This is a genomic window from Oceanobacillus luteolus (genome assembly GCF_042678205.1).
Lineage (GTDB): Bacteria > Bacillota > Bacilli > Bacillales > Amphibacillaceae > Oceanobacillus > Oceanobacillus luteolus.
In genome coordinates this window covers 25893-47791 of sequence record NZ_JBHUDE010000048.1, presented here as the reverse complement: position 1 = coordinate 47791, position 21899 = coordinate 25893, and the positions used below count along the sequence as shown (strand labels likewise).

17 protein-coding genes are annotated in these 21899 nt (G+C 40.1%); 7 read left to right on the top strand and 10 right to left on the bottom strand.

The window, feature by feature from the left end; translation table 11 throughout:
- Nucleotides 1-147 precede the first annotated feature (147 nt).
- The 4 genes from ACFSBH_RS11205 to ACFSBH_RS11190 all read left to right on the top strand — a co-directional run bounded on the left by ACFSBH_RS11205 (nucleotide 148) and on the right by ACFSBH_RS11190 (nucleotide 4573).
- Nucleotides 148-1320 carry an ROK family transcriptional regulator gene (locus ACFSBH_RS11205; protein ID WP_379597560.1) on the top strand — a complete coding sequence of 391 codons (1173 nt, stop codon included), beginning with the start codon at nucleotides 148-150 and terminating at the stop codon, nucleotides 1318-1320.
- Between the two features lie 61 nt (nucleotides 1321-1381).
- Entirely contained in the window at nucleotides 1382-2713 is a 1332-nt protein-coding gene (locus ACFSBH_RS11200) for an extracellular solute-binding protein (RefSeq protein WP_379597558.1), read from the top strand.
- 61 nt (nucleotides 2714-2774) lie between these two features.
- Nucleotides 2775-3746, top strand: a complete 972-nt coding sequence (locus ACFSBH_RS11195; RefSeq protein WP_379597556.1) for a carbohydrate ABC transporter permease — start codon at nucleotides 2775-2777, stop codon at nucleotides 3744-3746.
- A 17-nt stretch (nucleotides 3747-3763) separates the two neighbouring features.
- Nucleotides 3764-4573 (top strand): carbohydrate ABC transporter permease, encoded by an 810-nt coding sequence (locus tag ACFSBH_RS11190; protein WP_379597554.1) that lies wholly within the window; start codon nucleotides 3764-3766, stop codon nucleotides 4571-4573.
- 111 nt (nucleotides 4574-4684) lie between these two features.
- Here ACFSBH_RS11190 and ACFSBH_RS11185 read toward each other — a convergent pair whose 3' ends face one another.
- Complete coding sequence (locus ACFSBH_RS11185) at nucleotides 4685-7192, bottom strand: NEW3 domain-containing protein (RefSeq protein WP_379597552.1); 2508 nt, start codon at nucleotides 7190-7192, stop codon at nucleotides 4685-4687.
- A 408-nt stretch (nucleotides 7193-7600) separates the two neighbouring features.
- Here ACFSBH_RS11185 and ACFSBH_RS11180 point away from each other — a divergent pair, with 408 nt between their 5' ends.
- On the top strand, nucleotides 7601-8878 hold the full coding sequence (locus ACFSBH_RS11180) for a sodium/glutamate symporter (RefSeq protein WP_379597550.1): 1278 nt from the start codon (nucleotides 7601-7603) through the stop codon (nucleotides 8876-8878).
- Nucleotides 8879-9026: 148 nt separating this feature from the next.
- On the top strand, nucleotides 9027-9476 hold the full coding sequence (locus ACFSBH_RS11175) for a YehR family lipoprotein (RefSeq protein WP_379597548.1): 450 nt from the start codon (nucleotides 9027-9029) through the stop codon (nucleotides 9474-9476).
- Between the two features lie 113 nt (nucleotides 9477-9589).
- On the opposite strand, the gene ACFSBH_RS11170 is transcribed toward ACFSBH_RS11175, so the two are convergent.
- The 9 genes from ACFSBH_RS11170 to ACFSBH_RS11130 form a co-directional block, all read right to left on the bottom strand.
- Complete coding sequence (locus ACFSBH_RS11170) at nucleotides 9590-11257, bottom strand: alpha amylase family protein (protein WP_379597546.1); 1668 nt, start codon at nucleotides 11255-11257, stop codon at nucleotides 9590-9592.
- Nucleotides 11258-11461: 204 nt separating this feature from the next.
- A complete protein-coding gene (locus ACFSBH_RS11165; protein ID WP_379597544.1) occupies nucleotides 11462-12178 on the bottom strand; it encodes an alpha/beta hydrolase in 717 nt (238 codons plus the stop codon).
- Between the two features lie 3 nt (nucleotides 12179-12181).
- Nucleotides 12182-13765, bottom strand: coding sequence for an FAD-dependent oxidoreductase (locus tag ACFSBH_RS11160; protein WP_379597542.1), 1584 nt, complete (start codon nucleotides 13763-13765; stop codon nucleotides 12182-12184).
- On the bottom strand, nucleotides 13765-14463 hold the full coding sequence (locus tag ACFSBH_RS11155) for an N-acetylmannosamine-6-phosphate 2-epimerase (RefSeq protein WP_379597540.1): 699 nt from the start codon (nucleotides 14461-14463) through the stop codon (nucleotides 13765-13767). Before ACFSBH_RS11155 ends, ACFSBH_RS11160 begins: the two co-directional genes overlap by 1 nt.
- Before the next feature lie 17 nt (nucleotides 14464-14480).
- Nucleotides 14481-16001, bottom strand: a complete 1521-nt coding sequence (locus ACFSBH_RS11150) for a DUF4127 family protein (RefSeq protein WP_379597538.1) — start codon at nucleotides 15999-16001, stop codon at nucleotides 14481-14483.
- Complete coding sequence (locus ACFSBH_RS11145; protein WP_379597536.1) at nucleotides 15998-17698, bottom strand: ROK family protein; 1701 nt, start codon at nucleotides 17696-17698, stop codon at nucleotides 15998-16000. The genes ACFSBH_RS11150 and ACFSBH_RS11145 overlap by 4 nt, the downstream gene beginning before the upstream one ends.
- Before the next feature lie 27 nt (nucleotides 17699-17725).
- Nucleotides 17726-18550, bottom strand: a complete 825-nt coding sequence (locus ACFSBH_RS11140) for a carbohydrate ABC transporter permease (RefSeq protein ID WP_379597534.1) — start codon at nucleotides 18548-18550, stop codon at nucleotides 17726-17728.
- A gap of 14 nt (nucleotides 18551-18564) precedes the next feature.
- Nucleotides 18565-19464 (bottom strand): carbohydrate ABC transporter permease, encoded by a 900-nt coding sequence (locus ACFSBH_RS11135; RefSeq protein WP_379597532.1) that lies wholly within the window; start codon nucleotides 19462-19464, stop codon nucleotides 18565-18567.
- Between the two features lie 75 nt (nucleotides 19465-19539).
- Nucleotides 19540-20865: an ABC transporter substrate-binding protein gene (locus ACFSBH_RS11130; protein WP_379597530.1), complete on the bottom strand. Its 1326-nt coding sequence runs from the start codon at nucleotides 20863-20865 to the stop codon at nucleotides 19540-19542.
- Between the two features lie 232 nt (nucleotides 20866-21097).
- Here ACFSBH_RS11130 and ACFSBH_RS11125 point away from each other — a divergent pair, with 232 nt between their 5' ends.
- Complete coding sequence (locus ACFSBH_RS11125; RefSeq protein WP_379597528.1) at nucleotides 21098-21862, top strand: DUF3891 family protein; 765 nt, start codon at nucleotides 21098-21100, stop codon at nucleotides 21860-21862.
- Nucleotides 21863-21899 lie beyond the last annotated feature (37 nt).

Sequence of the window (21899 nt, the reverse complement as noted above, 5' to 3'; positions counted from 1 at the left end):
CAATTAAAATAAATATTACGTATTGTAAGCGTTGACAAATATATATTACCATATTATTATAAATTTAATTAATAAGTAAACTTTACTAACTATTAGTTACTTTCTGAATGGAAGGAGTGACAAACCATCACTATACGTAACATCTCGGTGCATGGTAATACAACCAAACAACTAAACAAAAGGAAGGTCTTGCATTATATACAAAATAACGAAGGCCATTCACGTTCTGATATTGCAAGTGCCTTGAAAATCAGTAAACCAACCGTCTCTAATATTGTGGATGAATTATTAGAGGAAGGCTGGATAAGAGAGAAAGAAAGTGAAAAAGCAAGCTCATCCGGGGGTAGGAAACCTTTTCAAATATCATTCAATGAAAATGCAACGTATATTGTTGGAATCGATATTGGAGGAACATCTGTTGAAATTGCAATTTTAAACCTATCGGGGGATGTCCTCGGTAAGACGAATTTAGATACGCAAGCAAATGTTGACAACGATTTGATTAAACAAATTGCAGATCGAGTACATCATTTGTTGGATGAAAGTGAATTTGAAATGAAACAGATCATGGGCGTTGGGATCGGAGTTCCTGGAATCACTGATGTGGATAATGGCATTGTCTTAGATGCCCCAACGGTGAATTGGCGCGATGTACCTTTAAAAGCAGAGATGGAGAAGCTGCTTCACTGTCCAGTATATGTCGATAATGATGTGAACGTAGCGGCATTAGGCGAGTGGTGGAAAGGTGCCGGTAAAACCGATGATAACTTCTTAATGATTACATTAGGCAGTGGTGTCGGATGCGGGCTCATTATTAATGGTGATTTATACCGTGGTGCAACCTATGCTGCTGGAGAGATAGGGTATATGGTGACCGACAAAAACGCAGCAGAAAAAGAATATGATCAAACATTTCCTGGATACGGCTTTCTGGATAGTCATGTTGGTGGCCCTTCGATTACAAAAAGAATGCTTCGTCACTTAGGTGAGGCGGAAGAGAAGACGGAGGAATGGTCAGCTGAGAAGATCTTTGAGATGGCAATGGATGGGGATGCAACGGCGAAGAAAGTCATTGAAGACTTTCTGTCTCACCTTTCTTATGGCTTGATTAATGTGATTACGATCATCAACCCGCAACAAGTTATTCTAGGTGGGGGAGTATCCAGATCATTGGATCATTTTTTACCACATATAATTGAAACAATCCAAAAGCACTTGCCAATACATACCAACATATCAGTCACGAAGGTGGAAGATGTTTCTTTAATAGGTGCAGGTTACTTATTGTTGAAAGAGCATGATTCAATTTTAAAAGTGTAGTCTCCATATGTATTAGAGTGACTTCGGTCCTTTAAAATAAAAATATTGGGGGTAATGGAGAATGAAAAAATGGTATCTTGGTTTATTGGGGATTTTACTTCTATTGTTACTTGCAGCCTGTTCTGGGGATGACGATGATGGCAGTTCAGAAACTGACGGTGCAGAAGGTACATCAGATGAGGCAACAGAAGGTGAAGATGGTGAAATCACACTAGAATATTGGCAGTACTCTTTTGATTCAAAAGTGAGCTTGATGGATGAATTGATTAAAGAATTTGAGGAAGCGAACCCAGGTATTAAGGTAAAACAAACGAATTTCCCTTATGATCAATACAATGAACAGGTAGCGGTACAAGTACCGGCAGGGAGAGGGCCTGATGTCATCAACTTGTTCTATGGTTGGGTACCTACCTATGTAGATGCGGGCTATTTACAGCCGTTACCACAGGATGCTTTCCCGCATGAAGAGATTGAGAGTGAATTTTTCCCATTAGTTGAAGCGACAAAAATGGATGGAGAGTATTGGACCATCCCAACTGCGGTAAGAACACTTGCATTATTCTATAATAAAGATTTATTTGAAGAAGCTGGATTGGATCCGGATTCACCACCAACTACTTGGGAAGAGTTAGAAGAATATGCAGTGAAACTAACGAAAGCGGATAGCAATGGTCGCTTGGAGCAATCAGGTATGGCTTGGGAGCCAGCGCAACAAGGTCACCAATGGCTGCGCGATGGTTTGACGAGGCAGGCAGGTGGCGAAGTTCTAAGTGAAGACCGTAAAGAAGTGATCTGGGGAGATGACCCTGCAGGATTGGAAGCATTTAAGTATTGGCTAAGTTTCCCTACTGATCTTGGTACATCTGAACAAGGATTCTACACGGATGACGTAACTGCTTTTGTTACTGAAAAAGCTGCGATGAACGTCGATGGATCCTTCCGCATTGGTACATTACAAAATGATGCGCCTGATTTGAATTATGCAGTCGCTCCTCTTCCTGGAAATGTGGAGCAATCAACGAATGCTTCTTTCTGGACGAATGGAATTACAGCAAAAGTGGAGGGTGAAAAACTTGATGCTGCGGTGAAATTCTTACAGTTCTTGACCAGTGATGAAGTGATGGAGAGATGGTTGGATGAAATCGGTGAGCTGCCGGCGAAAGAAGCGGTAGCGATGCAGGATAAATATGTGAATGACGAGATTTATGGTCCTTTCATTGAATCTCTACCTTACGCGAACGCGCATTTCTTTGTGGATGAGACGAAAGAACGTGAACTTGTCATCAATGCTGCAAATAAAGTGTTGATGGAAGGTGCCGACCCGGAAGATGCATTTAATGAGTTGGTTGAATCGACACAAGCACTTTACGACGAATATTGGGGAGATAAATAATACGTTTATAGGGGATCAAGGGTAGTCTACCTTGGTCCCTATCCATTAGAGGAGGTGCAAGATGGAACAACATTCTGTCTCACAAGAAAACCAAGGTAAAAAGACACCCCCGATTCAAAAGAAACCAGTAAAACAAAAGTTCTGGAAAAAGCTCAACTTTCAAAAATACTTATTTGTGTACGTCTGTTTATTACTTCCGCTTATTTTCTATCTAGGTATTCGTATTTTACCAACATTATTTACATTTAATGTAGGGTTTAGGGAATGGAACCTTCTATCAACGGAAGCCCAGCCATTTGTAGGATTTGATAATTATGCCACCCTTTTTAAAGATGAAGTTTTTATTAAAGCGATCGTTAATACTTTAATCTACATTGTCTTGGGGGTTACGGGGCAATTGGTGTTCGGAATGGTTGTTGCCCTATTGCTGCATAAGATCAATCGGTTTGTCGGATTCTTCAGGGTGATTTATTTTATTCCTTATGTAACGAGCATTGTGGCGATTAGCTGGGTCTTTCAATGGATATTGATGGGTAATGGGATCATCAACGATGTGTTAGTCAAACTAGGATTGCCGGCACAACCTTTCTTGAATTCACCAGATCAAGCCATCTACGTCATCATTGGTGCGATGATTTGGCAATCCATCGGTTTTCAAATGATTTTATTCTTAGCGGGATTAGAGAATATACCAGATTCGTTATATGAAGCAGCCGATATCGATGGTGCGAGTCCATGGCAAAAGTTCTGGAGAGTAACCTTCCCATTGCTGAACCCGACGATTGTATTCTCCGCTGTTATTGGAACGATTACATTTATTCAAGTTTCGTTTACTCAAGTCGTCAACATGAGTATGGACGGAAGTGGTGGGCCATTGAATTCAACGATTTCCGTTGTAGTTTACATTTATCAGCTTGCTTTCCGTCAGTTTGATATGGGACTTGCTTCAGCAGCTACGGTTATCCTATTCCTGTTTATTCTGGGCTTAACCATATTCCAAATGAAAGTCCTTACGAAGAAATTTGATTACTAGTGAAGGAGGTTGAAACAGTGAAAATCAGAAAACTCTTGCCATACTTACTCTTATTGCTTGGTTCTGTCATTATGCTCTTTCCGTTTGTTTGGATGGTTTCCACCTCTTTAAAAGCACCGATTGATATATTTAGTTTGGACATCATTCCTTCTAACCCGACGTTGGATAACTATCTTAAAATCTTAGAGGAAAGCCTGTTCCTCCGATGGTTCATAAATAGTCTGATCGTTGCGGTCATTACAACCATCAGCGTCTTGTTTTTTGATACTTTAGTAGGCTATATTATTGCTAAATTCCGGTTTATCGGCCGTACATTCATCTTTTTCCTGGTATTGAGTACATTAATGGTTCCGACGGAAATGTTGATTATCCCATGGTTTATGATGAGTTCGGAATTAGGTTGGACGGATACGTATTGGGCAATCTTATTCCCAGGGTTGATGACAGGTTTCGGAGTATTTTTAATGCGTCAGTTTATGGAACAAATTCCTGATGATCTTTTAAATGCTGCCCGAATTGACGGCATGAATGAATTCGCGATTTTCTTTAAAATTGCGGTGCCCCAAGTTTGGCCAGCCATCTCTGCCTTAGGAATTTTCACCTTTTTAAGTAACTGGAACGCATTTTTATGGCCGTTGATTGCCATTGAATCACCTGAGCTGCGGACGCTTCCGGTAGGCTTATCCTTCTTTTCATCAGGTGAAGCTGAATCACAATGGCATCTCATTATGACAGGGGCCACCATTTCAGTAGTACCGATCATACTGGTATTCATTCTCCTGCAACGACATATTATCAAAGGAATTACGTTGACTGGTATGAAGTAAAACTATACATTATAAGGAGCTCCTCTTATTTTTAAGTGGAGCTTTTTTAGTGTGTTGTAAAATAAAAAGGTCTCAACCCATTTATAGGGCTGAGACCTTTAAGATCGTTTCTTAATCGTTACTATAGCTGATCAGGTTCGTGAATATACGATATGCTCCAGGAACTTGACTATCCATTTGACGATAGAATACTAAATTTGTATACATGTACGTTCCTTCACCGTACTCAGCGAGTAGGATACCACTTGTAAATGGATCTTCATTCGGATCGGCCATGCTTACAAATGTTTCATAACGGTCATCCCATTCCATTGGGAAATAGAGTCCTCTTTCTTGTACCCAGTTATCCCAGTCGCTGTCTGTAATAACATTCGGGTAGTTGAACAGCTTATGTTCCGGCTGTAATAACGTTACATCAGCAGTTTCATCCGTTACACGCCAGCGGATGGATGGAGTTCCGATTTTTAATGAATATGGTGCAGTTGAATTTGTATCCCAATTATCGCCAGGTTTATGGTACTGCACGACATAATGACCACCATTTTCCACATATTCAAGTAGTCTATCATTATTTGCCACTAGATCCGGGCGGGATAGATAAGCTCTGATTCCTGTAACGATTGTATCGTACTGGGAGAGGTCGCCAGATGATAGGTCTTCTGCTGTAAGCTTATCTATATCCAAACCAGCATTGGTCAGATAATCTGCTACTTGATCAAAACCACTTTCGATATAACCGATCTTCAGGTTATCCTCGGTCAATAATTCAAACGCAATGGTATTTACGGTCGACGGATACAGATAGTAAGAATCTTTAATATGGTCGTAACTGATTTCCTGTACTGTTGTATTATAGAGTTTGCCATTTGATTCGGCGATCGCATCGAATGAGAAGTCACCATCTTCGATATCTGACGGAGGAGTGACTTCAAATGTAACCTCAGCTTCTTCGAATTGATGTGTAAATGAAACTTCAGCTTGTTCCGGACTGCTTGTCCATCCTTCAGGCAAATCTAGAGATACAACGCCTGCATTTTCACCTTTTACATAGTTTTTCACTTGAACCGTGATTGGAATATTGGATTGTACATTAGCAGTGTTGATTGTAACGTTTTTCGGATTTGGTGTAACACTCAATTCCGGCAATACTGCAACTGTATTATCCAAATCAATCAATTTATTTACAGTCGTTCCTTTTTCCTTGAACTCAATGACACCTTGCACTACTGGTTCACCGTATGGCTCAAAATATTCAGCATCGCGAGGAGCGGTGATTTCAAAGGTTACGGTTTTTGACTGGTTTGGTTTTAAGTGGCCGATTTGCTTTGCTTTAACTTGCTTCCAATCTTCTGGTAATGCTAGGGAAGCTTTGACATGTTTGATTGTTTCATTGCCTTCGTTCGTAACCTTCATTGTCACTGTCTCTTTCTGTCCTTGCGTCAACACATACGAGTCAAGGTTCGTTTCGACTGTTAAACTAGAGGTGACGAAACTCACTTCCTGTAATTGTTCTTCCTTGATTTGGAGTTTATGGAGCAAGTCATTTTTTAATTGCCCATCGATTTTAGCTTTGCCGACCATCTTGTTTAACTTTTCTACGTCCTTCAAGGCTTGTTGAGATACAGGTAGAATAGCTTCTCTATTTGGATATAAGTCGATGATCTCATCTAATTTCTCTTGTAATTTTCCAAGATGAACTTGTACATTTCTTGCAGGAATGATTTCTGCCCATTCATTAAAATCATATGGAACTCCCGCAAATAGTTCATCGGTTTCTTCACTTGGGTTGATTTGATTTATTAATTCTAGGTGGGTTTGTCTCGGTTCAACAGGAATATCTCTACCCATTCCTTGGCTTTTATGCATGTAGCGAGATTCCTCTCCAATTTGCGGATAGCTCATCCCGTAGATTGGATCATAATCGCCAATTTCTATGGAAAGGGTTGCTGATGCCGGAGACTCTGCTGGAAGGTATAGTTTCTTGATTTGCCAGACAGATAAACCTTGCTCTAAGTGTTCCGGGAACACAGAAGGATCTGCTGCATCTTCAAATGCTCTTTCTGACAAAATCGAAATTGTTCTATGGTGGCCGTGCTGACTGTCGACATTACGGAATGACGGCATCACGATATCTGGCTGATAGGTTCTAAGGAAGCGGATAAAACGTTCATAAGTAACTTCTTCATCCCAAAATTCTAACGTTTCATCTGGTGATTTAGAAAAACCGAAATCATAAATCGCATCAGAAGTAGTTTCACTTAGGTGATAAGCTTTTACTCCAGTTATTTTGGCCGCTTCGATCATTTCATTCGAGCGGATAATCCCTAGGCCATTCCCTAGTTCGGTTCCGATTTCATTTTGTCCACCTTCACCACGGTTAGCTATTAAACTTGCTGTTTTGACACCAAGCCCGCGGGATAAATAGGCTAGAAAATCACTTCGCTCATCATCTGGATGCGCCCCGGTGTTTAAGAAGGTGACAGTTGTACTCAACGGCTTAATGACATTCCAAAGTTCCACATCTGGCTCTTCTTGACCTTTGGCTAGTCCACTTAGCGGTAAAGTCGATAAGAGAAGAAGTAAGGCTATGAATAGATACAACGTCTTTTTCTTCAACATAGATTAATAAGCTCCTTCCATTATTTAATTAATAAAACAATCAACCTATCCTCCTTTTTATTCTGGTTGGTTAGTAAACTAAACTTACCAACTATTCAGAATTTTATAGTTGTATTTAAGTATATCATTTAGACATGCAGCCGTACATATAACGAAAGCCTTATTTTATAAGGTTTGTGGGGAAGGTGACAGGTGGTATGTCCTGTATATCTGTCTATTTTTGGTTAATTCCAACTGTTTTAACTACATCTCCAGAGGTCACTTGCTTAAAAAACTTATGTTATAATGACCGAGTGAGATTTTTTTAAAGAAATATTTCTTCATCTTTTCCCCTGTTTGTAACCATTCATTTGGTTAGATCCTTCCATTCATCTTGTGATCATCCAACGTAGAGAAAGGAGTTACAATATGGAATTTACTTTATGGGATGTACTTACAGATTTAGGTTTGTTGTCACTTCTACTTTTATTAGGAGTTGTTTTAAGGGCGAGGATTACTTTACTGCAACGCTCTTTTATGCCAGCAAGTATTATAGCCGGAATTTTAGGTTTGATTCTCGGTCCAAATGGGTTTGGAGTTATTCCTTTTTCTGATTTTATCGGAACTTATCCTAGTATTCTTATTGCGGTCGTTTTTGCATCGATCCCTTTGTCTTCGGAGAAATTCAAATGGCGTAATGTCATGGACAAGGTGGGAGGTTTCTGGTCTTATTCCCAAATCATTATGCTATTGATGTGGGGAGTAGGCTTGCTGTTTGCTTTGATTTTCCTCGTGCCGACATTTGATGTCCATTATGGATTTGGATTATTATTGGCAGCAGGATTTGTTGGAGGCCATGGTACTGCCGCAGCGATTGGAGATGCTTTCGCACAGCAAGGCTGGGAAGAAGCTACATCTCTAGCGATGACTTCAGCTACAATTGGTGCGATTGTTGCCATCGGAATAGGGTTATTATTAATTCGGTCTGCTGCGAATCATGGGCAAGCCAATTATATTAGCCGCTTTGAAGAGTTGCCAGAAGAATATCGAACAGGACTCTTACCAAAAGATAAGAGGACGTCGATGGGACAAGATACAGTCTCAAGCATTTCCATTGACCCACTCGTATTTCACTTGGCTCTCGTATTACTGATTGCAACTGGTGGTTACTATTTGAGCCAATTTGGTGAATGGCTATACCCAGAACTATCCATTCCAGCATTTTCATTAGCTTTCTTAGTCGGGCTTGTTTTTAGTCTATTCATCCAACGGGCAAAAGTAGAGCATTATATTGATAAAAATGTTGTTTCTAAAATAAGTGGAAGCGCTACCGATATACTAGTAGCATTTGGTATTGCGTCCATTAATCTGACGGTCGTGGCTGAAAACATTGTTCCCTTTGCGATCCTCATTATATTCGGGATCCTTTTTGCATACTTCTTCTATAAAGTGGTATCGAAGTATTACTTTAGAGAAAATTGGTTTGAAAAGGGTATCTTCACCTGGGGTTGGATAACTGGAGCTGTAGCAATGGCAATCGCCTTGCTTCGGATTGTCGACCCGAAAATGGAAAGTAAAACATTGGATGAGTATGGGCTAGCCTATATACCAATCGCACCTGTGGAAATCATGCTCATTACGTTTTCCCCGATGTTTATCTTGAATGGCCAGCACTGGTTATTTGTTGTGANCTTAATAGATGTTTGAGGGGATAAGAATATATGAAAACACCGGATCTGGAAGATCCGGTGTTTTTGGTAAAACAAACCTTTTTCCCTATTGAAGAGAGCCTGTCCCTTCTATAGTATTGTTTAAAGTGACTGGGAATTTTAACATTTTGAGGGGGAAAAATGGGATGAAAAAATGGTTCATGTTTGGTTTAACATTACTTATTAGTTTTACACTTATTGCTTGTGGTGCGGAAGAAACTACAACTACACTTTCAATGGAGCAAGCCGGTGTCACGATGGTAGTTACGCTTAAAGCAGAGGGAGACAGAGTAACGGAGCAAACTGCTGATAATGAAATTATGTATGATGCATTAGGTGTTAGTACTGCTGAAGAGGCAGAGGAATTCTTCGCCGGTTTTGTAGAAGGCTTTGATGAAACAGAAGGGGTTACACATAACATCGAATATCAAGAGGATAAAGTAGTTGAATCGTTAACGGTCGACTATGAGAAGGCTGATATTGATGAGGTTAGCCAATTAGCTGGATCACAGTATGAAGCCGAATCAGGTGATGAAATTAGTTTGGAACGAACGATTGAAATGTTGGAAGAACAAGGGTTTGAAATCGTAGAATAACTTATAAGAATAGAGAATTTGTGAGCACTCCAATTGGGGTGCTTTTTTAATGGATCATATTAAAATACAACTCCCCCAGAGATAATGGGGGAGTTGAACTTTTCTTATTGGACTTATTTATCTTCCCTGACCATCTTCAAGAACCCAGGGTTTTGGTGTGGTGCTTTAGTATCTCTGCTGAATTCTTCTTCAAGAATATCCCACCAGCCAAATTGCTCTAGATAGACCAAATCGAACAGCATGATTCCGTGTGTATTATTTTCCACTGCTCGGATTGCTTTTCTGAATTGTTCCGGGTTGCCCGAGTATTGGTTTAAATACAGGGATCCATAATTGAAGGTTGCATAATTGATGGCCTCCATTGCTAAATCAGCCGAACCTTCTACGCTGTACCAATATGGTAGGCCTAACGCATCCGATTCTTCGACCGTTACTTCAGGGTAGTAGTTTCCAGTCATAATGAAATCCAAGGTTTCTGCGTAACCGGTTGTATGATAATTTTCACTTGCCCAGTCATAGTCCCCTTGATACGTTCTGCTTGCCCAATTTACACCTTCACTATAGTACAGTGGATACCAGGAACCAACATAAGTTGTAAACAGGAGGTCATCGTCGATGGAGTGGACGAATTCCTCTGCCTTTTTAAAGAATGATTGGATATTATGTGCCCTAAATTCAATCCATTCTTTATATAAAGGACCTTCTACAATCTGTTGTGTTGTTCCTTCAAACTCAATTTGGAAGATGTCTTCTGGCCAATTTTGAACGGTTTGACCGATATACTCTTCAAATTTCTCTCGGCTTAAATCACTGAAATCTGCATATTGATTGGAATATCTAGCACGGTCCAGCACAATTCCATCTACTTCATAATTTGTAAGAATCTCTTCCATAATACTTAGTTCATAATCGATGACATCTTCACGGATTGGATTAACGAAAGTAGAGTAGGTTGGATATTCTTCTGCCGGAACAATTTTACTTTCTGTGTTCTCATAATCAATGGCTTGTCCAACTTCTAAATTATCCAATATCCATTGTCTAGCTGTTCCATGTCCTGATAACAATACGCCATTCTCTGGAATAGTTAGAGCAGGTCCGTTTGTTGATTGCCTGTCCTCGATTGCTGTAATCACTCCATCTGTGATTTGAACTTCAATACCCCAACGATTTGAAGGGGAGGCTTCATATTGATCTGGAGTGAAAAGGACTAAATGATTGGCTAATCTTTCCTTGTTTGTACTTGTGATTTCGAATGTTTCTCCGTTTTCTGCTTCTACTATTCTGCTAGCTTGGTAGAAATAGGACTGCCATTCTGGATGATCGAATGCTGGTCCATCTTGATAAGTGTTGTTTCCTTCCGAGAATACATTCACATTTGCCAATACTTCCAAACCAAGTTTTTTCGCTTCTTCCACCACAATACCTAAGAGGTCATAGCCCGCTTCATATCCGTCATAACCAGGAATAATCGATGTTCCGATATGCGGCGCAATTTCACTTTCATAAGCAACAAACCCGGTATAATTTTTCACGTCGACTACAATGGTATCAATATTAGCATTCGCCGTTTTTTGGACAATATCGCGAACTTTTTCAGGAGTATTCAAATATTCCATGTTCGCAGATAAATCATACCAGAGGATACGACCCTTCCAATTCTCGTTGTCTACCAAATTTGATAGAACTTTTTCGCGTCCTTTATCTGATGCAGCAAAGGTGAGGCCGGGTGTAGCAATTATCAATGTCAGGATTAAAAATAGGCTTAGCCATTTTTTCATTACGTTGTCCTCCTCATATAATTAATACGATTATGTATATTCGTGGTGTAGTGAAGTTTAAAGCTGGAAACAACCACCTCCCACAATAAATAAAACGCTTACATTGTTTGCTATTTATTGTAGCAATATAAGCAATTTAAAGGAATGCAACTTTTTTCCTGTTTTCGATATTTTTTGAAAATAATTTTTAAAGCAATGGATTTCTTAGTGGAAAGATGCTCCCTTGTCGATAAAAAATCTTAATGCCTCTTGTAAATCCTTTTTCCAAAAGACCCATTCATGTGATTCATCTTGCTCTCTATAACAAACGTCAGCTCCTTTACTCGCTAAAACATCCTGCAATTGGCGGTTTCTAGAAAGGATATATAACTTTTCGTTTGTAATAGGGGAGATGAATTCATCTTCCTTCAATCCAACTGTTTGATAGACTTTCCATGGATATCTTTTTTTCATACTTGCTAAATCAGTCAACCCTTGAAAGGAGGTTGCGGCAGATTGTAATAATAGATGTGTCCAAGACTCAGGCTCTTTGGCAGCGATATGAAGCGAAATATTCGCTGCCAAAGAGTCCCCTAATAAACCTCGCCTGCTGATCGTTGGAAGTTGATGTTCCACCAATGGGATGAGTTCGTCATACATGAAATGAATATAGTCCAGGAATAGTCTTCCTTGGTGATGGTAAGAATTCCATCTTTCCAGCGAGTCTCCAGGATGTATCAGAACCATCACTAGTTTTCTAGAAAGACTAGGAAAGGTTTGGATAAGCTCATCATAAACTTTTTCAATATTACCGATCTCAAGATAATCTTTACCATCTTGTACATAAAGCAAATAGACTTCATCTTCCAAGTTCGGTTGACTTACTATTTTGTACTCGATTTTTTTATTCAAAATGTTACTGGGGATTATATCTGTTTTCACGAATTACCCTCCTGCTAATTCCGTACCGTCGGGCCAATGAATTTGAACACCATTCTCCTGAAGTAATTTCTGATAGGATGTTAAGAGGTTGGCATCGGCTCTAACATCATGAACACCGACTTTGTTTGTTATGGCAAAGGAAACAAGATAGCCGACAGATTCACCTATATTCCATTCCGTAGGGTGCAGGCGATAACAGCCATTCGTTATATGTGTGGTCCCGATATTTTTGCATGCTGGTAATAAATTTTTCACTCTAATAGGCAGAAGAGCACCTAACGGGATTTCGTATGGGTAACTAGGAATATAGAAAGTTCGGTTGGAGTTGGTCGTATGATGCAAGTCAAGATGATAACTTCCGACACCTACACTGTCAGAATAGGTGCGAATTCCTTTTTCACCCCTCAGCTCTTTGCTGACGTCCATTTCTGTTATCGTTTGAACTGCTTTTATTCTTCTGGATTCACGAATGTATGGATATTTTGCCAGTCCATCTTCCGTATCTAATGCTTCATTATTTAATCTCAGTCCAGGGTAACCTTTCCCTCCGTCCAGGCGAGGGGCTTCTGTCTGGAGCCAATAGAGGAGGGACAGACTGAGCTGCCTTGCGTTCTCTAAGTTTTTCTTTCGTTCTGTTTCAGATACGTCAATAATTGGGCCTAGAAAATAATCATTCTGCGGCCAATTGATTAATGAAAGATCTCCATCATAGATTGGTTTTTCCAAGTTATTGAAATCAAGAACACGACGATATGTAAATAATGCGGGAATATCTTGGTCGTTAGGGAACATCGTGAATTCTCGTAATGTAGTTGTATCCTGTGAATTGACGGCATGCCAGCTCAATAATGGATAGTTAGAGTAACTTGGAACAAAATCCTTCCAGAAATCATACTGCTCAGGCTTTTCGATGGTGAAATCAGCTCCATCGATATAATCAACTGCAAAAACATGTGTGATGGCTTGCATATCCATTGGATCGGCTTCATCCAATGCATGCGGTTCTCCGGTATCATCTTTAGATTCAGCACCCGTCACATATTCCACCCCAGCCAAGGGAAGTACGTCTCCACATTCGGTCGCATCGATATAATAGCTGCCTGTCAACTGGATTTTTTCATGGCTATGAAGTTGGCGGACGGTAATCGATTGGACGACATCGTCTTTGACTTCTGCTTCTTCTGCAACGTAGTGATACTGAATCGTAAGTTTGCCGCCATTTACGTAAGGGGCAAGCATTTGTTCCAAGATGTGTAGAGCAACCTTTGGCTCATGTGCCAATCTTGTCACCCAGCCATTTCCCGGGTTGAGAAGGGGGTCTTCCATGGCGGTCTTGGTTAACGGATAATTTTGCTTGTAGTATTCACGAACTCGACGACGGAACTCGCGATAGGTTGCTGTAGAACCGAATTGTTCAATCCACTGGTGTTCATCGGGTGGGACGGCTTGACTCGTCAGCTGTCCACCAATCCAATCCGTTTCTTCGGTCATAATGACGGTTAACCCCATTTTTGCAGCTGATAATGCTGCCATGCATCCCCCAAGTCCTCCACCTATGACGATGACATCTGCATGTTGTTTACGCATTAGATTTCCTCCTTTTCAGCAACCGTCAGTGCAGAAGAGAATGATTTCGTAATCTGCTGCGGTCTTGTAATCGCGCCGCCAACTACAACGGACCAAGCACCAAGCTCTAACATCTTCTTTGCCATCTCTGGTGTGCTGATTCGTCCTTCCGCAATGATTGGAGTATTGTACTTGTTCACCAATGTCTCCACCAGGTCAAAGTCAGGTCCGGTAAGGGTAGGGGAGTAGTCGGTATATCCAGACAGCGTAGTTGAGAGAATATCGACGCCGCACTCAAGTGCATACGCTGCATCATCTTCATTCGAGATGTCACCCATTATCAGGGTAGAGCTATGTTGGTGAATGTATTGGACTAAATCTTTTAACTCCTCCCCATGAGGTCTTCTGCGGCGGGTCGCATCTAACGCGATGACCTCAGGTTCTGCTGTCAATAAGTCCTTAACTTCTTTTAAGGTAGGGGTGATGTATATCTCGCTATCCTCATAATCTTGTTTAATGATTGCGATGATCGGCAAGTCCGTTTCTTCTTTAATTGCAATAGAGTCAGAAACCGTATTACAACGTATTGCTTTAGCTCCGCCTGCTTTGGCTGCAAGAGCCATTTTCGCCATGATTCCTGAACCGTGTAAGGGCTCATCTTCCAATGCTTGGCATGATACGATGAGATTTTGTTTGATTTGTAGTAAGAAAGGATTCAAAGGATCAGCTCCTCACTTTATTTTGTACTTGTTTCCAATTCCAGTCCTATTTCAAACATCCGATTCCAAGGTGCAAAAGTAGAAACTTTCTCGATTTCCATTTGCGTAAAACTGTTTCTTATCTCTTCCTTGAAGCGTTGGTATAGCTCCTTGTTCCGTTCTTCGTTGACCAAATTTGCTTGGTCTTTTAAATCAAAATAATTCAAACCGTAGTTCGGTATGAAGTTCTCTGTCATTTCCATTCGGACTTCAGCTTGATAAAAATAGTCATCCAATAAATGATAGATGATATTTTCTTTTATCGATTTCACTGGGCCATTCCTGCCAATTACACCTTGGGCGATAGTAGTGCCAAGTGTGTTGCAATTAGTATTCCAACCTTTATAAGAAAGGAGTTTATCCAATAGAGATGCTCGATCAAGTAATCGGATCAATTCCAAATCTCCACCATTAGCATAAGCGGAGTCAGCGATGATGACTTGTTTTCCCTTTTCCAGATACTGTTTGATTTGATCTACGAAAAAGGGGAGATGACGGAAGCTGGAATAGGTTCGATCCTTATTTTTTTGCTCCCACGATTCCTGCATCACCTGGCCTGGGGTATTATAAGCAAGAATTAAATCAGCGGACTCTGCATGGTCAGCGATTTGACATCCTGCTGCGAGAATATGCGCCTTCATACTTTCTTGGAAAGGACGATCCTCATACATGGGGATGATTCCAGGTCCAGGAGTACTGCTCCAAATGGGAAAGATACTAGGCCTTTCATTTCTTACATCATTGAAGATACGGGAGAGCAATGTAGCTCCAACTTCATCCGCACCAGGGTAAATATGAACGTTATCGTACAACTGAAGTTCTTCCCGCATGTTGATTACGACTTTTTGATCTAATGCAGTATATCCATACTCTGCACTATCATCCTGGGGGATGGAGAGAAATGTAATGACCCCTTCATGGACTAATTCCAACACGTGTTGATTGATACGTAGATTGAAAGATCTCCGTTGTTCATAATCTTCTACATGGTCTTTGGGAAGCCGGGCTTTTATTGCTTTTAACTCTTGAGTCTCTTCTTCGGATATCCCGCTATTTTTGAGTTTGTCTTCTAAATATGCTTGTAAGAAAATATCTTTTCCCCATGCTTCATAATAATCTGGTTCTTCGTCACTCGAGCTGTATTTCGGTGTCCTCATGATTAAATTGGAAGCATAGATTGGGAGATTTGGATACGATTGACGAAGGGACCGAAGTCTATCTATCCACTTAGAAGCAGTTTCCCAACTTAAATCATGGATTCTAGATGGAAGTAATCCACCATAGATGAGCATATCTATGCTTAGTATAATCGCGTCAGCATGTATTGCTTCCTTATTCAGCCAGTTCCAAATGTCCTCATTATCTGCAGGAGTTTTTTTATACCCGAGCAATTCCCTCGGAACCGTACATAGCTCGATATCTTCTCCAGACTGAGCAATTCTTTCCACCACTGTCGTATTACATGGTCGCTCATCGATTGGGATATAAAGCACCTTCATGCTTTCACCTGCCCATTTTGTTCGATATCACGGATGATTTGATCGTCCTTCAGAGTCTGTAACTCTTTAAAAAACGTTTCGACCACATATAATGTGGAGATTTCATTGACGAAACTAATGACATGATCCAATTTGTCTTTCGATGGAATGAAAAACGAAGTACCTGCTTCTTTTGAAATTGGGGAATCTTTTTGACTTGTAATCCCGACGGTGAATGCTCCGTTTTGATTGGCAGCTTTCAGCATATGAAGTATCTCTTCGTTGTATCCTGATAAACTTACTCCAATCACAAGGGATTTTCGTTTCAATAGATTCTTTGACATATCCATCTGATATCTATCCGAGAAGACATCAACTGGGATGCCTAGTTTCAGTAGTTTATATTTCATCTGTTGCAGGATAGCGGTTACTTCTCCCGTTCCGTATAATAAAATCCGTTCAGCAGAAATGATTTCTTCGATTACAGGGGAGAAGTCATGCTGTTCATTTAATGTTTGGACTTCATTTAAGATGTTCGTATAGTTCCGTTTCACTTCGAGAAGGTTACTTGGGTCCTGAATGTCATGGAATCGGGTTCCCACTATTGCTTCTTTTGCCATCAAACGCAGTTTACTGTACGAGCCAATATCTAGTTTTTTGCAAAAGCGTGTAATCATGGATTCCGATACATTGATCTTTTCCGCCATTTCGGAGATGGTATGATTCGGTACATCGTCTAAATTCTGTGTAATGTATGTTGCAATCGTTGTTTCGCCTTTCGTTAATTTATGTTTATTCGAATCGATCAACGTAATAATTCGATTGAACGACTGCATGGATTCCTGTAATAGGAAGTGACGTAATGCACCAATCATCCCAGCGTCATTTAAGTTTCCTGCAATCTCGATTTTCGTCTTTTCTAAAATCGCCGGGATCAGATCAATTTCCAGCTGCTTCATGATCAGGGGATACAAGAAATCTTTTTGATACGTAATGCCTCCGCCGATTACAATCATCTCTGGATTCATGATATAAGCAATCGTAGCAATCCCTTTCGATAGGTAGTATACGAGTTTATCAATTTCTTTAAGACATACTTCGTCCCCATTTCTTGCTGCATCGAAAATCATCTTGCCGTTCAATTCGTCAACCGGAATTTCCTTGATCTTAGCTACGTTTTCTATCAAGGTTTTCGTAGAAGCCAGTTCTTGAAATTCTTTCCCGTCCATAGGGATATAGCCAATTTCTCCGCCGCTAAAGCTATGCCCGGTATGTAGCTTATTATCAATTACGTAGCTTCCGCCGATTCCTGTGCCAACCGTTAAACAGAACATACTTTTTGTGTTTTTACCTTTACCGATCCATGCCTCGGCAAGCCCGACGCTGTTCACATCGTTTTCGACCTCAACAGGTTTATTGAAATGTTTCTCTAATTCTTTTTTTATTGGCATTCCTGTATAATCAGGAATCAATTCGGAAGCGTACAATATTTCTCCCTTTTTGGAGTCGACCTGGCCAGCGGTACTAATGCATACTCCGCTTATCTCATAGGAGTCTAAGATTTGATCTCCAATCTTCATGACCTTTTGGAGTACTTCTTTTCCTCCTAAATGTGCCTCTGTTGGAGTTTCATTCTTTTCAAGGAATGTCCCTTTCTCCGTAATCACTCCATATTTGATTAACGTGCCTCCGATGTCAAACGTTATAAAATTTCTCATGTAACCTCTCCTCACCTACAGTTGTCATTATCCTTTTACAGCTCCGTCTGTAGCACCTTTGATGAAATACTTCTGCAGCCAAATGAAAATCATTAAACTAGGCAATGTAGTTAAAATGGAAGCTGCGCTTATTAGCTTGAGATTACCGCCATCAAAGTTTTGCGACATCTGTGCTAAACCAATGGATAACGTGTACATGGAGCTCTCTGTTGTATTGATCAACGGCCATAGATAATCCCCCCATGTAAAAGTAAACGTATAAATAGCCAATGAAATAATGGTAGGTTTCACTAATGGCATAGCAACCAATAACCAAACTTGAAATCGATTAGCTCCATCTAAATATGCTGACTCCTCCAGGTCCTTCGGTATATTTAAGAATGCTTGGCGCATGAAGTAAATTCCAAAAGCAGTAGCAATTTGTAAAATGGTTAAACCGATATGTGTGTTCCGTAATCCTAAATCACCTGCAATTTGGAATAGGGGAGCCATATACAATTGAAATGGCACTGTCATCGTTGAGATGATAATGGTCAATACAAGGGTTCTGCCTTTGAAATCAATACGAGCAAGTGCATAGCCAGCCAGACTGCTGAAAATAATATTTAGTGGGACGGCAATTGCGGTGACAATCACGGTATTCAATAGAAAAGTTCCGAGATTGGCTTTATTAAATGCGTCGATAAAATTCGTTATCGTTGGATCAGTTGGAAGCAGACCATCATAAATCCCTTGACCGGGAGATTTTAGAGCGATAAATGTCGTGTACAAAAATGGTCCTACTGTAACGACAGTGATTGCAATCATGACAAGATAAACTAATAGTTTCTTAACGATTCTCTTCCTCTTCAATGTATTCAACTCCTCTATGCACGTAAGTCATCTTCCCGCTGCCTTGTCAATCTCATCTGAATAAGCGAACCGAAAATAGCTAAAGCCAGTAAAACTATACCAGCAGCGGAGGCAATACTTACATCAAGGTTCATGAATTTATTGTATATGTACATCACTAGTGTAGTAGTTGCTCCTGCAGGTCCTCCGTTTGTCGTTAAGGCTATTTCTTCAAATACTTTTAAGCCATTCACGATTGTAAGAACGGATACTAATGTAATGGAAGGTACTAACATCGGCATCGTAATTTTCGTAAATTGCTGAAAAGTATTTGCACCATCAATGCTTGCTGCTTCATACATTTGGTTTGGAATCGATTGTAAGTTTGCTAGATACATAACCATGTAATAGCCAAGCCCTTTCCAAGCTGTAATGAACGCAACCGCAATTAGTGCAGTTGTAGAATTTGTCAAAAAGTTCATCCCTTGATCCAGCACGCCGATGGACACGAGGAAGTTCGAAATTGCGCCATTTTGGGAGTAGAGCATTTTCCACATGATGGCACCAACGACAATTGGAGTAACGACAGGTAGATAATATAGTACTCGAAACAAGCCGACGGTACGGAGCTTCTGATTGACTAAAGCTGCTAAAATCATCGGTAAAAAGATGTTCATTGGTAGAACGATAATAACGAACAGAATTGTATTGAGTAGGGCTTTCCAAAACATGTCATCGGCGAATATTTCTTTGAAATTGGCAAGGCCGACAAATTCACTCGTATTGGAGATAAGCTTGTAGTCCAATAGACTCCATCGAAATGCTTCTATAATGGGTAGTATTAGGAATGTCGCTATAATGATGATGGATGGCAATAAGAAAAGCCATGGAGTAAGTGCAGACATCAAATGTTTTTTAGAAGGACGTTTGTTCATTATATCCCCTCCTTAAATTATAGAGACTGTCTTAAGGAATCCCCTTAAAAGACAGTCTCCTTCTCTGACTATTAGTTAAAAGGTTATATCTATACCATGTTTCTCAAAGGAAGCATCCCATTTCTCAGCAATCTCATCCAATGCTTCTTGAGGTGTTAAATCTCCTTGCAGATTACGTACGTATGCCATTTTCACAATTTCATATAGTTCAGCTGTGTTTTCCATGATAGGAGTCAACACTTCAGCACGCTCCAATGACTTCGCTGCTTCAAGCATCCCTGTTGCTTTTGGTGAATCTCCAGGGTTCACAAAGTAATCATCCTGCAAAGATTCCTTAGTAGAAGGGAGTACCGTTCCGGCAACTTTGGCAAATTCCAACTGGTTCTCGGCATTTGTTACGAATTCAGCTAAAGCAACTGCTGCATCTGGGTTTGCTGTTTTTGCCGGAATAGAGAAGTTCATAACCGCCACGTTCATAGGTGCAGCTTCATCATTTAACGGCTGTGCAGCTTTGGAAACTTCATAAATATCTGGCGCTCCAGACTCCATTGGTCCTAAGAAAGTAACTCCACTTTCTGTTAAAGAAAGATTACCTGCCATGAACAGTTCTTGAGCGGTTGAGAAAGATCCTTCCGCATTTTCCTGTGGCATGATGCCTTCTTCATACATTTTTTGTGAAAGTGTGAAGAATTCTAAAATAGTTTCATTATCTTGTAAAACCGATTTACCATTTTCTACGAGTGGAGTTCCATTGGCTAATGTAACCATCTTTTCCATTACCGTATCGCCTTGGTTAATAATCTGGTAGAATGATGGCTTTCCAGTAGCTTCTGTAATTGATTTAGCAGTCTCATAAACTCCCTCGAATGTATTAGGTGTCTCGCTAATGCCAGCTTCTTCAAAATGATCGCCATTATACCAGCTTACAGTAGTTGTTAAGTACCAAGGTAATGCATAAAGACCATCCTCAAAATATCCTGACTGGAAAGGTCCTTCTAAAAATGAGTTCTTCACTTCATCACTTACTAAATCTTCCATATCGAGCAATCCACCTTGTGCTGCGATATTTACCATATAACGGGGAGCTAGATTGACTAGATCTGGAACATCATCCCCTGTAAGTGATGTAAGTACCTTTTGTTCTATTTCATTTTGTGGAATATCTTCAATAATGACATCTACATCCGGATGCATTTCTTCAAATTTTGCTTCAATATCAGCGAAGTAGCTATCAAATGGTTCACCTGCTAAAGAGGCTGTCCACATGGTTACTTCTCCAGATAATCCATCCGAAGAACCAGATACCGCAACGTCTTCATTATCTGCATTATCATCTCCGCTACAAGCAACTAATCCAATGGAGACAATGCCTCCAAGTAAACCTAGTAAAACCTTCTTCATACTATTTCATCCCCCTTTAATGAAAGTGCTTACAATTATCATCTTACATTAGGGTGAATAGTATTTCAAGATAAAATAAAAATAAATTTCAAATTATTTGGGTATGGGGAAATTATTTTTATTCCTGTGGTTTGGAAGTGGGATATATCTAACTTGTTGCCGAAAGAGGTAGATGTATTTCTTTAAATTTGGGGTATGATTGGTATTAGATAAAGAATAGAGGAGGGATTCCATGATTATCCGAGAGCAGGAAGAAAACTTTTTGATGATTCGCCAGCATGATCATGCCATCATTTCCGAACAAATGACGATGAAATTGAAGAAGGGATTTCTTCCGGATGACGATTGGCAACGTTCGGTGCTTTATGCGATAAAGATGCATGATTTCGGTTGGAGCAGCTTTGATGCTGAACCTTTATGGAATGATGAAAAACAAATTCCTTATAGTTTTATTGATTATCCGGACCAGATAAAAACCATTCTATATAAACATGGAATTGATGAGGTAGCAAAAGAAGATCCTTATGCAGGGTTGTTGTGCAGTAAACATTATGCAAACTTCCTTGCGCATGATCCTTCTCCTGAAGCCACTCGGTTTGTTATAAATGAAGAAAACAGACAAAAATCAATTCAAGAAGAATTTAGAGTAGATCATGAACTAGTAGCTTCCCACTTTGAACTGCTCCAATTCGCTGATAACCTTTCATTATTTCTTTGCTTAAACGAACCCGGGGCAGGGCAGGAAGAATTTCATTACTTTTTTAAAAAGGGGATTCCGTTTCCAAAACACGTAGAGGAACAATTTGGCGAAAGACTTCATTTAGAATGGATAGATAAGCATACTATTGGCAGTGAGAAATCTCCTTTCCAAGAAACTTTCACTGTTTCCATCCCGTTTAAAAAAGTATCCAAAGCTGAAATAGCTAAAAAAGGCATAAGGAAAAGTTATAATGAGGCGGTAGAAGAGATCTTTAGTGTGTATGTGAAAGGGGATTAGTAAGGTTTGTCATAATAGGAAGGGTTACGTAGCTGCA

Bases quoted from the DNA above. Each gene is read 5' to 3' on its own strand.
- ACFSBH_RS11160 (WP_379597542.1), bottom strand. From the start codon at position 13,765: ATGCGTAAACAACATGCAGATGTCATCGTCATAGGTGGAGGACTTGGG.
- ACFSBH_RS11175 (WP_379597548.1), top strand. From the start codon at position 9,027: ATGAAAAAATGGTTCATGTTTGGTTTAACATTACTTATTAGTTTTACA.
- ACFSBH_RS11150 (WP_379597538.1), bottom strand. From the start codon at position 16,001: ATGAAGGTGCTTTATATCCCAATCGATGAGCGACCATGTAATACGACA.
- ACFSBH_RS11145 (WP_379597536.1), bottom strand. From the start codon at position 17,698: ATGAGAAATTTTATAACGTTTGACATCGGAGGCACGTTAATCAAATAT.
- ACFSBH_RS11125 (WP_379597528.1), top strand. From the start codon at position 21,098: ATGATTATCCGAGAGCAGGAAGAAAACTTTTTGATGATTCGCCAGCAT.
- ACFSBH_RS11195 (WP_379597556.1), top strand. From the start codon at position 2,775: ATGGAACAACATTCTGTCTCACAAGAAAACCAAGGTAAAAAGACACCC.
- ACFSBH_RS11170 (WP_379597546.1), bottom strand. From the start codon at position 11,257: ATGAAAAAATGGCTAAGCCTATTTTTAATCCTGACATTGATAATTGCT.
- ACFSBH_RS11135 (WP_379597532.1), bottom strand. From the start codon at position 19,464: ATGAACAAACGTCCTTCTAAAAAACATTTGATGTCTGCACTTACTCCA.
- ACFSBH_RS11185 (WP_379597552.1), bottom strand. From the start codon at position 7,192: ATGTTGAAGAAAAAGACGTTGTATCTATTCATAGCCTTACTTCTTCTC.
- ACFSBH_RS11130 (WP_379597530.1), bottom strand. From the start codon at position 20,865: ATGAAGAAGGTTTTACTAGGTTTACTTGGAGGCATTGTCTCCATTGGA.
- ACFSBH_RS11200 (WP_379597558.1), top strand. From the start codon at position 1,382: ATGAAAAAATGGTATCTTGGTTTATTGGGGATTTTACTTCTATTGTTA.